This window comes from Roseovarius sp. CH_XMU1461, assembly GCF_037027165.1.
GTDB lineage: Bacteria > Pseudomonadota > Alphaproteobacteria > Rhodobacterales > Rhodobacteraceae > Roseovarius > Roseovarius nubinhibens.
Window position 1 is genome coordinate 397,830 of record NZ_JAYMDV010000002.1, and the last position, 13,503, is coordinate 411,332.

The 13,503-nt window shown below is 65.5% G+C and carries 13 protein-coding genes and 1 tRNA gene; 10 read left to right on the forward strand and 4 right to left on the reverse strand.

Annotation, left to right across the window (positions count from 1 at the left end; all coding sequences use genetic code 11):
• Positions 1 to 29 precede the first annotated feature (29 nt).
• Both WA237_RS07210 and WA237_RS07215 read left to right on the forward strand, forming a co-directional pair.
• The gene (locus tag WA237_RS07210; RefSeq protein WP_336097183.1) at positions 30 to 1,112 is read left to right on the forward strand and encodes a DUF6902 family protein; all 1,083 of its coding nucleotides are present in this window, start codon (positions 30 to 32) and stop codon (positions 1,110 to 1,112) included.
• Positions 1,109 to 2,020: a DMT family transporter gene (locus WA237_RS07215; protein ID WP_336097184.1), complete on the forward strand. Its 912-nt coding sequence runs from the start codon at positions 1,109 to 1,111 to the stop codon at positions 2,018 to 2,020. Before WA237_RS07210 ends, WA237_RS07215 begins: the two co-directional genes overlap by 4 nt.
• Before the next feature lie 34 nt (positions 2,021 to 2,054).
• On the opposite strand, the gene WA237_RS07220 is transcribed toward WA237_RS07215, so the two are convergent.
• The gene (locus WA237_RS07220; protein WP_009815298.1) at positions 2,055 to 2,378 is read right to left on the reverse strand and encodes a HesB/IscA family protein; all 324 of its coding nucleotides are present in this window, start codon (positions 2,376 to 2,378) and stop codon (positions 2,055 to 2,057) included.
• A 70-nt stretch (positions 2,379 to 2,448) separates the two neighbouring features.
• Between WA237_RS07220 and WA237_RS07225 the strand changes: the two genes are divergently transcribed.
• The 8 genes from WA237_RS07225 (at position 2,449) to WA237_RS07260 (ending at position 11,169) form a co-directional block, all read left to right on the forward strand.
• The gene (locus WA237_RS07225; protein WP_336097462.1) at positions 2,449 to 3,627 is read left to right on the forward strand and encodes a deoxyguanosinetriphosphate triphosphohydrolase; all 1,179 of its coding nucleotides are present in this window, start codon (positions 2,449 to 2,451) and stop codon (positions 3,625 to 3,627) included.
• Positions 3,618 to 5,516, forward strand: coding sequence for a cation:proton antiporter (locus tag WA237_RS07230; RefSeq protein ID WP_336097185.1), 1,899 nt, complete (start codon positions 3,618 to 3,620; stop codon positions 5,514 to 5,516). The genes WA237_RS07225 and WA237_RS07230 overlap by 10 nt, the downstream gene beginning before the upstream one ends.
• Before the next feature lie 54 nt (positions 5,517 to 5,570).
• A complete protein-coding gene (gene argS / locus WA237_RS07235) occupies positions 5,571 to 7,316 on the forward strand; it encodes an arginine--tRNA ligase (protein ID WP_336097186.1) in 1,746 nt (581 codons plus the stop codon).
• A 79-nt stretch (positions 7,317 to 7,395) separates the two neighbouring features.
• Entirely contained in the window at positions 7,396 to 8,319 is a 924-nt protein-coding gene (locus WA237_RS07240; protein ID WP_336097187.1) for an SPOR domain-containing protein, read from the forward strand.
• Positions 8,295 to 9,305, forward strand: a complete 1,011-nt coding sequence (gene nagZ / locus WA237_RS07245; RefSeq protein ID WP_336097188.1) for a beta-N-acetylhexosaminidase — start codon at positions 8,295 to 8,297, stop codon at positions 9,303 to 9,305. Before WA237_RS07240 ends, nagZ begins: the two co-directional genes overlap by 25 nt.
• 24 nt (positions 9,306 to 9,329) lie before the next feature.
• Positions 9,330 to 10,139: a segregation and condensation protein A gene (locus WA237_RS07250; RefSeq protein ID WP_216017034.1), complete on the forward strand. Its 810-nt coding sequence runs from the start codon at positions 9,330 to 9,332 to the stop codon at positions 10,137 to 10,139.
• Positions 10,136 to 10,864, forward strand: a complete 729-nt coding sequence (scpB, locus tag WA237_RS07255; RefSeq protein WP_336097189.1) for an SMC-Scp complex subunit ScpB — start codon at positions 10,136 to 10,138, stop codon at positions 10,862 to 10,864. The genes WA237_RS07250 and scpB overlap by 4 nt, the downstream gene beginning before the upstream one ends.
• 89 nt (positions 10,865 to 10,953) lie before the next feature.
• The gene (locus WA237_RS07260; RefSeq protein ID WP_336097190.1) at positions 10,954 to 11,169 is read left to right on the forward strand and encodes a hypothetical protein; all 216 of its coding nucleotides are present in this window, start codon (positions 10,954 to 10,956) and stop codon (positions 11,167 to 11,169) included.
• A gap of 43 nt (positions 11,170 to 11,212) precedes the next feature.
• On the opposite strand, the gene WA237_RS07265 is transcribed toward WA237_RS07260, so the two are convergent.
• The 3 genes from WA237_RS07265 to WA237_RS07275 all read right to left on the reverse strand — a co-directional run bounded on the left by WA237_RS07265 (position 11,213) and on the right by WA237_RS07275 (position 13,496).
• Positions 11,213 to 12,286, reverse strand: a complete 1,074-nt coding sequence (locus WA237_RS07265; RefSeq protein WP_336097191.1) for a 2'-deoxycytidine 5'-triphosphate deaminase — start codon at positions 12,284 to 12,286, stop codon at positions 11,213 to 11,215.
• 52 nt (positions 12,287 to 12,338) lie between these two features.
• Positions 12,339 to 12,415 (reverse strand) — tRNA-Pro (locus WA237_RS07270).
• 67 nt (positions 12,416 to 12,482) lie between these two features.
• Complete coding sequence (locus tag WA237_RS07275; protein ID WP_336097192.1) at positions 12,483 to 13,496, reverse strand: MerR family transcriptional regulator; 1,014 nt, start codon at positions 13,494 to 13,496, stop codon at positions 12,483 to 12,485.
• Positions 13,497 to 13,503 lie beyond the last annotated feature (7 nt).

Sequence of the window (13,503 nt, forward strand, 5' to 3'; positions counted from 1 at the left end):
TGCCCCGGCCAGCCGACAAGGAAAGACCCATGCATAATGTTGTCCGACTGAATGTCCCGTTCCGGCAAACCTCTGCGGCGGCGCGTCAAGGCGCGCTGGTCCGCAATTTCGCCGAGGACCGGCGGGCGCGCGAGGATGTGTTCTGGCTCAAGGAGAATGCCGAGATCCTGAACGTTCTCGAGACCACCGGCGCGACGCTCGGCCCGGAGGCGCTGGCGCTGCATCAGCCGGGTTATGAGCAGCTTGAGGCGCGGCTTGGGTTTTTTCCGCAATATTACCGGTTTCACCTGTCGATGTGCCTCGATCTCGAAGATCTGGGCTTTGGCGGTGACAAGGGCGCGCGGTTGGCCGAATGGGTCGCGGCGCAGGGCTTGGCCGAGGCGGAGCTGTCGGATTTGCAACGGGCCGAGGCGCGGCGTCTGTGTCTGCGGCGCGGGGTCGATCCGCTGGCGAGCGAGGGGGCGGCGCTCGAGGCGCGGCTTCGGGCCTTTGCCGGGCGGTCGCAGACCTTTGCCATGCCCAACAAGAAGGCGGCCTATGAGCTGACCCATATCATTTTCTACCTGTCGGAATATGGGCGCGTCGATCCGCAGATCGATGCCGCCATGCATGACAGTCTTATCTTTGCAGGAACACTGGCCTTTCTCGATTTCAACGCCGATCTGCTGGCGGAAATCTGCATCGCGCTGCGCTTTGCCGGGGAAGAGCCACCCGAGGTCTGGGACATCTGGCTGCGCCAACAACTGCGCTGTTTCTCCCTGGTCCCGGACGAGGCCGCACCTTTGGCGGACGACTATCACGAGTATCTGATGTTGAATTGGTATTTGTCTCTGACGGGGCTGGGCGGTTTTGCCGACCAGGTGCCCGAGGGGCGCGTGGTTTTCCGTCGGGTGCGGCCGCTTTCCGGCCCCTTGCGGGAATTGTCGGAATGCATCTATGCGATGGGCAACACCCGCAGCGGCGACTGGCCCAAGATGCGCGAAACGGTGGCGGCGCGGCTGTCACAGGAGGCGCAGGCGGCGATTGCCGCGGCCGAGGCGGCGACCGGGCAGTTCGATGCGTTTTTCCACGGGTTTTCGCGGGTCGGTCTGCAGATGGAGCTGCGAGCATGAGCGCCGGGGTGTTGCGTAGCGCGCTGCCGCTCGGCGTGGCGATGGTCGCGCTCTATACTTTGCTGATTTCGAGCGCCGACGCGATCACCAAGCTTTTCGCCCATGGCTATGCGGCGCCGCAGCTTTTCGCGCTGTCGGGGCTGATGGTGGCGGGGCTGGCCTATGGGGCCAATCGGCGCGGCGGGACGCGGCGCGGGATGCGCACCCATTGTCCGCGCGTGATGGCGCTGCGGGTGGCGGCGACGGTGGCCGGGTCGGTGGCGTTTTACTATGCCTTCCGGCTCTTGCCTTTTGCGGAGGTGTTTTTGTTCATCGCGCTCATTCCTCTGGTGACGGCGCTCTTGTCGGGGCCGGTTCTGGGCGAGGCGGTGCGGCCGCAGGCCTGGGCGGCACTGGGCCTTGGCGCGGTGGGGGTGATGTGTCTCTTTCCCGCCGGGCTCAGCGATATTGGGCTGGGCCATCTGGTGGCGCTGGCGGCGGTGCTTCTGGGCTGTGTGTCGATGATGGCGTCGCGCTATATCGGGCTGCGCGATGACAATATTCTGGCGCAGGTGTTTTATCCCAATCTCGGCCTCGGTCTGGTGATGGCCGCGGCCTTGCCGTTCGTGTGGCAGCCGATGGGGCTTGGCGATCTGGCGCTGGCGATGCTCTATGCCGGGGTGCTCTTTGGGGCGCGGTGGGTGTTGGTGGCGGCGTTTCGGATGATGCCGGCCTATGTGGTGACGCCGCTGATGAACCTTCAGTTCGTCTGGATGGTGCTGTTGGGCGCGGTGGCCTTTGGCGAGATGCCGGCGCTCACCGTCTATATAGGGGCGGCGATCATCATGGTGGCGGGCGGTTGGCTCATCTGGGATCAGAGCCTGCCTCAGCGCCGCGCGGCACAGGCCAGTGCGGTGCCCGCCGAATGACGCGCAGCTTCATAAGACCCTAATAATAGGGTGATTACATAGAGAAGGACGTGCCGCAGCCGCAGGAGCTGCTGGCGTTGGGATTGTCGATGATGAACCGCGCGCCGATCAGTTCCTCGGTAAAGTCGATGGTCGCCCCGGTGAGAAAGGGCAGCGACACGGCATCGACCACGACCCGTTCGCCCTGACCCTCGAGCACGAGGTCATCGGCCTCGGGCGCGTCGAGCTTGATCTCATATTGAAAGCCGGAACAGCCGCCGCCTTCGACCGCGACGCGCAGGGCCTGACCCTGGGCGCCGGCGCCGATCTCGGCGAGGCGTTCAAAGGCGCGGTCGGTGACTTTGGGAGGCAGTTGCATGGTTTTCGGCCCGTAAGCTTTGTTTGTCCGTCGCTTTGCAATATATGAAGGGCAGAACGGGGCGACAAGGATCAATGAGAAGATGACGGCAGTCTATGCGGCACAGCCGATGGCCGCGCGCGGGCGTCTTGTGCCCGAGGAGGAGAGCGCGTTTCGCTCGTGTTTTCAGCGGGATCGGGACCGGATCATTCATTCGAGCGCCTTTCGCAGGCTCAAGCACAAGACCCAGGTCTTTGTCGAACATGAGGGCGATTATTTTCGCACGCGGCTCACCCATTCGATCGAGGTGGCGCAGGTGGCGCGGACCATTTCCGGCGCGCTGGGCCTCAATGCCGAGCTGACCGAGGCGGTGGCGCTGGCGCATGATCTGGGTCACACGCCCTTTGGGCATACCGGCGAGGATGCGCTCGACGCCTTGATGCAGCCCTATGGTGGGTTCGACCATAATGCGCAGGCGGTGCGCATCGTGACCTCGCTCGAGCGGCATTATGCAGAGTTCGACGGGCTCAACCTCACTTGGGAGACGCTGGAGGGGATTGCCAAGCACAATGGCCCGGTGCTCGGCGATCTGCCCTATGCGTTGGCGGAATATGATGCGCGCCATGATCTCGAGCTGCACACCCATGCGAGCGCCGAGGCGCAGGTGGCGGCGCTGGCCGATGACATCGCCTATAACAATCACGATCTGCATGACGGGTTGCGCGCCAAGCTCTTTACCGAAGAGGAGCTCTTGGAGCTGCCCATCGTGGGGCCGTGTTTCCGCGAGGTGGATGCGGCCTATCCGGGGCTGGGCCGGGTGCGGCGGCGGCATGAGGCGCTGCGCCGGGTGTTTGGCGTCATGGTCGGCGATGTGATCGACACGTCGCGCGCCACGCTCAGTCAGTCGGGCGTTGCGAGCTCTCAGGAGATCCGCGATCTCGGGCGGCCGGTGATCCGGTTTTCCCAGGATCTCTGGGCCGAGCTGCAGGTGATCCGCAAGTTTCTCTTCACCCGGATGTACCGCGCGCCGAGCGTCATGGTGATGCGGGCGGAGGTGACGAAAGTGGTCGAGGACCTGTTTCCGTTCTATATGGAGCGCAACGAGTTCCTTCCGAAGGACTGGCAGGAAGATGTGGCGCGGGCCAAGGATGAGACCGCGATGGCACGTCTGGTGGCCGATTATATCGCAGGAATGACAGACAGGTATGCCTACCAAAGCCATGCACGGTTCTTTGGGGGCACAGGTAACGAGGAACGCGCATGGCGGTAGAGACAGCGATGGCCGAGGGGCTCAGCCCGGTGATGGCCTTTGCCCTGGTCGGGGGCATCGGGGTGGGGGCGCAATGGCTCGCCTGGCGGCTCAGGATGCCGGCCATCGTGCTGATGCTCGGGGCGGGTCTGGTGATCGGGCCTCTGCTCGGTCTGTTCGATCCGGGGCGCGATATCGGGCCGCTGATGCAGCCGATGATTTCCATCGCGGTGGCGATCATCCTCTTTGAAGGCGGTCTTACCCTCAATTTCCACCATCTGCGCAGTGCCGCCGAAGGCGTGCGGCGGCTGGTGGTGGTGGGCGCGCCTTTGGGCTGGCTTTTGTCGACCTTGGCGCTGCGCTATGTGGCGGGGCTCAGCTGGGAGGCGTCGCTGGTGTTCGGCGGCATCATGATCGTCACCGGGCCTACGGTGATCGCGCCGCTTCTGCGTCAGGCGCGGTTGCCGCGCAGGCCGGCGCAGCTCTTGCATTGGGAGGCGATTGTCAACGATCCCATCGGGGCGCTGGCGGCGGTTCTGGCCTTTGAGATGATCCTCGTGATGCGGGCGACGGAGACCATGGGCGATGCGGTGCTCGATCTGGTGCTGGGCATTTCGCTCGCCACTGCGCTTGGCATTGCCGGGGGCTGGGGCGTGGTGCGGGCCTTTCGCCGCGAGCTGGTGCCGCAATATATGAAAGTGCCGCTGCTTTTCGCCATGGTGCTCGGGGTTTTTGCGCTCTCCGACGGGATGCTGCATGAGAGCGGTCTTTTGGCGGTGACGGTGATGGGGCTCTGGATCGCCAATGCCGAGCTGCCGAGCTATGACGAGCTGCGCCGGTTCAAGGAACATGCGACGATCCTTTTGGTGTCGGGTGTTTTCGTGGTGCTCGCCGCCTCGCTCAAGCCCGAGACGCTGATGGCGCTTGATTGGCGGACCGGGGCCTTTGTGGCGGTGATCATTCTGGTGGTGCGTCCGGCGACGGTGCTGGTGTCGTTTCTCGGGACCAAGCTGCCGATGAACGAGCGGCTCCTGGTCGGGTTCACCGGGCCGCGCGGCGTGGTTCTGGTGGCGGTGGCGGGGCTCTTTGCCCAGCGTCTCTATGCCGATGGGGTCGAGGATGCGGCGCGGCTCACGCCGATTGCCTTTGCGCTGGTGGCGGCGACGGTGATCCTGCACGGGTTCACCATGTCGCCGATGGCCCGCGCGCTTGGGCTCAGCGCGGCGCAGGTGCCCGGGGTTCTCATTGCCGGGGGATCGCGGTTTGCGGCCTCTTTCGGGCTGGCGCTCAAGCGGCTCGAGGTGCCGGTTCTGGTGGCGGACAGCAACCGCACGAGGCTGCGCAGTGTGCGCGAGGCGGGGCTGCCGATTTTCGTGGGCAACATCCTGTCGGAGGCGGCCGAGCATGGGGTCGAGTTCATCAGCTATGGGCGGATCGTGGCGCTCAGCGACAATGACGCGCTCAACACGCTGATCACCACCGATCTCGCGCCGGAGTTCGGCCATGAGAATGTCTATCAGCTCAAACCCGCGAAACAGGAGCAGCGGCGGCATGCGATGCCGGTGACGCTCGGTGGGCGGAGCTATTGCGACGGGCTGAGCTATCTCGAGATTGGCCGGCGGATGGGCGAGGGCTGGGAAGTGCAAGTTCTCGAATGGGGTCTCGACGACGGCCCCGATCTGGAGAGCTGGCGGGCGGCGAACCCCGAGGCTGTGGCCTTGGCCGAGGTGAAGCCGGGGCGTGATATTCGTCTCATCGCGGAAGAGATGGAGCCCAATGGCACGGCGGGCTGGCATCTCGTTTACTTTGCGCCGATGGCTGAGGAGGCGTCCGAGGAAGCGTCTGAGGAGGCGTCCGAGGCCCCGGCAGAGCCGTCAAAGGCAGACGCGGCCAAGCCATCATCCGATTGACGCGGGCGGTGGCAGTGGTAAACCCGGCGCGATGATCAAAGAGGCGCAAGAGATATGAACCTGTTCACCGAAATCCGCGGCACCGTGATTGCCGCGCTCGAGGCGATGATGGACGCCGATACCCTGCCTGCAGGGCTGGACCTGTCCAACGTGGCGGTCGAGCCGCCGCGCGATCCGCTGCATGGGGACATGGCGACCAATGCCGCGATGGTGCTGGCCAAGCCTGCCGGGCTCAAGCCGCGCGACATTGCCGAGGATCTGGCGGCGCGTTTGGCCGACGACTCGCGCATCGCGAGTGCCGAAGTGGCGGGGCCGGGGTTTCTCAACCTGCGGCTGGCGCCGGGGCAATGGCATGAGGTGCTGCGCGCGGTGCTCGCGGCGGGGCCGGATTTTGGCCGCTCGACCATGGGGCAGGGGCGCAAGGTCAATGTGGAATATGTCAGCGCCAACCCGACCGGGCCGCTGCATGTGGGGCACACGCGGGGCGCGGTCTTTGGCGATGCGCTGGCGAGCCTTCTCGATTTCACCGGCCATGAGGTGACGCGCGAATATTACATCAACGATGGCGGGGCGCAGGTCGATGTGCTCGCGCGGTCGGTCTATCTGCGCTATCTCGAGGCGCATGGGCAGGAGGTTGCCTTTGAAGATGGCACCTATCCCGGCGATTACCTCATCCCGGTGGGCGAGGCGCTCAAATCCGAGGTGGGCGATGCCTATGTCGGCCAGCCCGAGGAGGTCTGGCTCGAGAAGGTGCGCGAGTTTGCCACCGAGAAGATGATGGGGCTCATTCGTGAGGATCTCAAATCGCTCGGCGTCGAGATGGACGAGTTCTATTCCGAAAAGTCGCTTTATGGCACGGGCCGGATCGAGGCGGCGCTGGCCGAGCTCGAGAGCAAGGGGCTCATCTATGAAGGGGTTCTCGAGCCGCCGAAGGGCAAGAAGCCCGAGGATTGGGAGCCGCGCGAGCAGACGCTGTTCAAAAGCACCGAGCATGGCGACGATGTGGACCGGCCGGTCAAGAAATCCGACGGGGCCTGGACCTATTTCGCGCCCGATATCGCCTATCACTATGACAAGGTGAGCCGTGGCTTTGACGCGCTCATCGACGTGTTCGGGGCCGATCATGGCGGCTATGTCAAACGGATGAAGGCGGCGGTTTCGGCGCTTTCGGACGGGCGGGTGCCGCTCGACATCAAGCTGTGCCAGCTGGTCAAGCTCTACAAGAATGGCGAGCCGTTCAAGATGTCGAAACGGGCGGGCACCTTTGTCACGCTGCGCGATGTGGTGGATATGGTCGGCGCGGATGTGACGCGGTTCCATATGCTCACCCGCAAGAACGATGCGCCGCTCGATTTCGATTTCGACAAGGTGGTCGAGCAGTCCAAGGACAACCCGGTCTTTTACGTGCAATATGCCAATGCGCGGGTGTCGTCGGTGCTGCGCAAGGCGGCGGAGGCGGGGATTGCCGCCGATGATGCGACGCTGGCCAAGGCCGATCTGTCGATCCTGAGCCATGAGGCCGAGCTCACGCTGGCGCGCAAGATCGCCGAATGGCCGCGTCTCGTCGAGATTGCCGGGCGCACCAATGAGCCGCATCGCGTGGCCTTCTACCTCTATGATCTGGCCAGCGATCTGCATGCGCTGTGGAACCGGGGCCATGACGAGCCGGGGCTGCGGTTCCTGCAAGAGGGCGATGCGGCCACATCACAGGCAAAAATCGCACTGGCGCGGGCGGCGACCGTTGTTATTTCGGCCGGGCTTGGTATTCTGGGCGTAACTCCGGTGGAAGAGATGCGCTAAGACATCCTGCATAATCGCCGGGGCGTGAGGCGGAAACGTCCCGGCGGCCATGTATCGTCGGGAAAACAAGAGGCGAGACATGGCACAGATGCAGGCGCCGCGGCCGATGGCCGCGACCCCGGAGCAGCACCCGGGACATCCTCTGGAAAAAGCAACCTATCTGGTGGGCGCGGCCCTCTCGCTTGGGTTGGTTGTCGGTATGGTGGTCTGGGGCGTCAATATGATGACCCGCGATCTCAGCGGTGTGCCGGTCATTCAGGCCTCGAAAGGCCCGATGCGCGTTCAGCCCGAAGATCCCGGTGGCCAGCAGGCCCGCAACCAAGGCCTGTCGGTCAATGATGTGGCGGCAGTGGGCACGGCGGCGGCGCCGGCGGACCGGCTTGTGCTGGCGCCCGAGCCGCTCGATCTGATATTCGAAGAAGTGCCGGCTGGCACGGCGCCGGGGGCGGTTGTCCGCACGACGCCGGCGGCCCCGGCGAAATCCGTCAAGGATATGAGCGAGGCGGAAATTCTGGCGCTGGCCGAGAGCCTCGCCGAGGGCGCCGAGCCGCTTGAGACGCTGCAACCGGCGAGCCTCGCGGTGGAGACTGAGGAAGCAGAGCCTGTGGCGGCGCTGGCGACAGATGGGCTGGCCCGGTCGCTGCGCCCCTTGGCGCGGCCTGCGGCGCTGCGGCAGGTGGCCTCGGCCGAGCCCGGTGTGGCGGCGGCCGCCGCCGCCGGATCGCAGGATGTCGATCCCGAGAGCATTCCGGTGGGCACGCGGTTGGCACAGCTTGGCGCCTATAAGAGCGAGGCGATTGCCCGCGAGGAATGGGCGCGGCTCGAGGCGCGGTTTGGCGATTATCTCGACGGCAAGAACCGGGTGATCCAGAAGGCCACCAGCGGTGGCCGGACCTTCTATCGCCTGCGTGCCATGGGGTTCGATGATCTGGCCGAGGCGCGGCGCTTCTGTTCCGCGCTGGTGGCGGAACGGGCCGAGTGCATCCCGGTGGTGACGCGGTGAGCCGGTTCGGCGCGACGATCCTCGATGCCAGCGGTACCAAGCTCAGCCACGAGGAAAAATCCTTCTTTCGCGAGGCGGACCCGTTCGGGTTTATCCTCTTTGGGCGCAATATCGAGACGCCCGAGCAGGTCCATGCGCTGACTTCGGAGATGCGCGAGGCGGTGGGGCGCGACGCGGTCATCACCATCGATCAGGAAGGCGGCCGTGTGCAGCGGCTGCGCCCGCCGCATTGGACGGGCTGGGACGCGCCTCTGGACGAGGTGCGCCGGGCCGGGCCGAAGGCGGCGGAGGCGATGCGCCTGCGCTACCGGATCATGGCCGAAGAGCTGCGGGCGCTGGGCGTCGACAGCAATTGTGCGCCGCTGGTCGATGTGATCGCCGAGGCGACCCATGAGTTTCTCACCGACCGCTGCTATGGCGATGCGCCGGATGCGGTGGGCGAGATTGGCGCGGCGGTGGCCGAAGGGCTTTTGGCCGGTGGGGTTCTGCCGGTGGTGAAACATATCCCGGGCCATGGCCGGGCGAGCTGTGACAGCCATCTCGAGCTGCCGCGCGTGGCGGCCAGCGCCGAGGATTTGCGGGCGGTGGATTTCGCGCCCTTCGCGCGGCTCGCCGATCAGCCGATGGCGATGACGGCGCATGTGGTCTATGAGGCGCTGGACGATCTGCCCGCGACCCTGTCGCCCAAGGTGATCGCGATGATCCGCGACGAGATCGGCTTTGACGGGCTTTTGATGACCGATGACATCAGCATGAAGGCCCTGAACGGCACGCCCGAGGAGATTTCGCGCGCGTCGCTCAAGGCGGGCTGTGACGTGGTGCTCTTGTGCAATGCCGATCTGGCGACGCGGGCGGTTGTGGCCGAGGCCTCGGGGCGGATGAGCCCGGCGGCGCAGGCCCGGGCCGAGGCGGCGATGGCGCGGCGGCAGGTGGCCTGCGAGGTTGACATTCGCGCCCTGAAGGCCAAGCTGGCAGAATTGCAGTAGCGCCGGGAGGCCAAGTCGCCAGACGTGTCCGACAACCTCTTTCACGAGATCGAACAGGATGAGCGCAGCCGCGTTGCCGAACGGGTGGCGGCAGAGGCGCTTATCGTCGATGTGGACGGGTATGAAGGGCCGCTCGACCTGCTGCTGACGCTGAGCCGGACGCAGAAGGTCGATCTGCGCAAGATCTCGATCCTGCAGCTGGCCGAGCAATATCTCAAATTCGTTGAAAAGGCGCGCGAGCTGCGGATCGAGCTGGCGGCGGATTACCTGGTGATGGCGGCCTGGCTCGCCTTTCTCAAATCGCGGCTTCTGCTGCCGCCCGATCCGTCGGAGGATGGCCCGTCGGGCGAAGAGCTTGCCGCGCATCTGGCGTTTCAGCTCGAGCGGCTGCAGGCGATGCGCGATGTGGCGGCGCGGCTCATGGCGCGGTCGCGGCTGGGGCGGGATTTCTTTGCGCGCGGCATCCCCGAGACGATGGAGCGGGTGCGCAAGGTGACCTATACCGCGACGCTTCTCGATCTCATGCAGGGCTATGCGCGGATCAGGACCAAGGACGAGTTTCGGCCCTATGCGCTCGACCGCGAGTCGATCTTTTCGCTCGAAGAGGCGCTCGAGCGGATGCGCAGCCTGATCGGCTTTGCCGGCGATTGGATGGATATTTCGAGCTATATGCCCGAAGGGTTTGGCACCGATCCCGCCAAGCGGCGGTCGGCCACCGCCTCGACCTTTGCGGCGGCGCTTGAGCTGGCCAAGGAGGGCAAGCTCGAGATCAAGCAATCCGAGGTCTTTGCGCCGATCCAGGTGCGGCGGCGGAAGGAAGAGGACGGAAGATGAGCGACACAGGTCCGCAGGACGACCAGAGCGAGGCCACCCTGTCGCCCGAGGACGTGGGCGCAGAAGAGGAGGCGCGGGGCGAGAGCCTTTTTGAAGCGCCGCCCATCGCGGAACAGGAGCGCATGGTCGAGGCCATTTTGTTTGCCAGCGCCGAGCCGGTGACGGTGAACGAGCTCAACGCGCGGATGCCCCATGGCAGCGACGCGGCGGAGGCGCTGGTCTATCTCAAGAAGCGCTATGAAGGGCGGGGGGTGGCGCTGGCAAAGGTCGGCGATGCCTGGGCGTTTCGCACCGCGCCCGATCTCGGTTTTCTCATGCAGCGCGAGACGGTGGAGACCCGCAAGCTCAGCCGGGCGGCGATCGAGACGCTGGCGATCATCGCCTATCATCAGCCGGTGACCCGCGCCGAGATCGAAGAGATCCGCGGCGTGTCGGTGAGCCGGGGGACGATCGATCAGCTGCTCGAGATGGAGTGGATCCGGTTCGGGCGGCGCAAGATGACGCCGGGGCGGCCGATCACCTTTGTGGTGACGCAGGATTTTCTGGCACATTTCGGGCTCGAGAGTGCGCGCGATCTGCCGGGGCTCAAGGAGCTGCGGGCGGCGGGGCTTCTCGACAACCGGCCGCCGCCGTCGTCGATGCCGGGGCTGCCGGATGGCGAGGATGACGAGGATGACGGGGCCGGGATCGCGGCTGAGGATCAGGGCGATATGTTCGAGGCGTGAGAGTGCCGCCCCGAATGCCCTGAAAACGCCAAGATCCGCCCCTATATTGGGTGTAACGGTTGGCCGAAGGGCCGAGAGGAGTGTGAGCGATGAATATGAACCAAGTGATCAATATGGTGATCCGGCAGGTCATGCGCCGGGTGATCAACAAGGGCGTCAACACTGGCATCGATGTGGCGTCGCGCAAGTTCGGCAGCAAGGACGCGCCAGAGCCGGGGGCCAAGCCCAATGCGCCCGACAGCGCGGCCACGCAGCAGCGGGCCAAGCAGACGATGCGCATGGCGCGGCGTATCGGGCGGATGTGAGCGGGCGGGCTGCCTGTTCTTGGCCGCCTGTCCCTCGCCGTCCTTAGCTGCGGAAATGTTTTGAAAGCTTGAGGCCCTGGCCCTGATAGTTTGAGGCCAGCGCCGCGCCGTAGAGCGTCTTTGGCGCGCTGGCCATGCGCTCATAGATGAGCCGGCCGACAACCTGCCCATGTTCGAGCACGAAAGGCGCGTCGTGACAGCGCACTTCGAGCACCCCGCGCGAGCCGGCGCCGCCGGCTTCGGCATAGCCGAAACCGGGGTCGAAGAACCCCGCGTAATGCACCCGGAATTCACCGACCATGGCGAGATAGGGCGCCATTTCCGCCGCACAATCGGGCGGGATCGAAATCGCCTCGCGGCTCACCAGAATGTAGAAAGCACCGGGATCGAGGATGATCCGGCCCTTGGTGGTGCGCATCTCTTCCCAGTAATCCGCCGGGTCGTAATGGCCGAGCTTGGCGAGGTCGATGACGCCGGTGTGCCGCTTGGCCCGGTAGCCCACCAGATCGCCGGAGCGGGGCCGCAGATCGACCGAAAAGCCGAGCCCGTCGGAGATCACCGGCGTGTCCGAGACGATGGGCGTTTGGGCGTGGACGGCGCGCAGCTCGTCATCCGAGAGCATGGTGCGGCCCTGGCGAAAGATGATCTGGGTCAGGGTCTGGCCGGGCTGGGCCACGACCGAAAAGCTCTGGGGGCAGATCTCGGCATAGAGCGGCCCGTCATAGCCATCCTGCACGCGGTCGAATTCGACCCCTTGATCGGTGATCACCCGGGTCATGAGATCGAGCCTGCCGGTCGAGCTCTTGGCGCTGGCGGCGGCGGTCATGCCTTGCGGCAGGCGGAGCCGTTCCATCAGCGGCACGACATAGACGCAGCCCTTTTCGAGCACCGCGCCGCCGGCGAGCGAAATTTCATGCATGGTGAGATCGGAGAGCCGGTCGGTGACCGTGTTGCCCTGACCCGGCAGGAAGGAGGCCCGCACGCGGTAGGCCCGTTCCCCGAGGCGCAGATCGAGCGAGGCGGGCTGCACCTGACCCGGTTCGACCGGGACGGAGGCGGCGATGCCGCCGTCGGTGATCATCTGGCTGATCTGGTGATCTGCAAGCACACCGGTCATGGTCGGTCCTTTCCGCTACAACGGATCGGGCGGGTTAGGTGGGGTGGTTTTATGGTCGGGCTAGCAGGACTCGAACCTGCGACCTTCCGTCCCCCAGACGGACGCGCTACCAGGCTGCGCCATAGCCCGAACTCAGTGCAGGCTTCATACCGTTTTTGAAACCGAGCACAAGGGGGTTTTGCCAAAAAGGCGGCACTCATTTGCGAGAATTGGCTTTCGTCGACGGAAAGCGCCGGACGCGGTCGAGAAGGACGCTCAGATCAGAGCCTTGCCCGGCGAGGCGCGCCCGGTCGAGCGTGCTGAGCGCGCTCAGCGGGCCGGGGGCGGCGGCGATCGTGTCGGCGGGATCGTCGGGCAGGGTGATCGACCGCGGGCGCGGGGCGGCGGGGCGTTTGGGGGCTGGGGTGGCGGCTGTGGGGTCTGGCGCAGGTGCCTCGGGCGCGGGGTCTGCCGCGTCTGAGGGGGCCTCAGAGCGCGTCTCTACAGGCGTCTCGGGCGGCGTTTCTGCGACTGGGGCTGTGTCTGCGCTGCGATCGTCGCTGCTGTCGTCGCTGGCCGTGTCTTGCGGGGCAGGTTCGGCGCTGGTGGCCTCGGACATGAAGGGCGCTTCGGGCGCGTCTGTGGCCTCAATGGGCGATTCTGTGGTCGTGGGTGCGCTGGCGGCTGGCGGCGTTGTCTCTGGGGCCTGACCCTCGGGAGAGTGCGCGGCTGGTGGCGCGTCCGATGCCGTGGCGGCGGGTGTGTCTACCGGGGCCGGCTCGGGCGTCTTAGTGGGCGATGCCTCTTCTGGTTCGCTCTGCGGCGCAGGGATTGCGGCGGCGCTGTCCTCGGAGGAGGTGTCTTCGGCATTGTCATCGCGGCTGAAGCTCAGCACCTTGGCCGTTTCCGGCGCGGCGGGCGCGGTGGCTGGGATCTCGACAGGGTCGTCGTCGCTGTCGAGCGGCAGCGACAGCGCGGCCACATGTTTGATGCCCTGTTCGCGTAGGAGTTTCTGCACGCCCTTGATGGTCATCCCATCGTCATGCAGCAATTTGCGGATGCCGCCCAGGAGGCGCATATCGGCGGGGCGGTAGTAGCGGCGGCCGCCCGCGCGTTTGACCGGTTTGACCTGGCTGAACTTGCTTTCCCAAAAGCGCAGAACATGGGCGGGAACGCCCAGCCAATCGGCGACTTCGCTGATGGTGCGGAAGGCGTCTGCGGATTTGGGCATCGGCTCG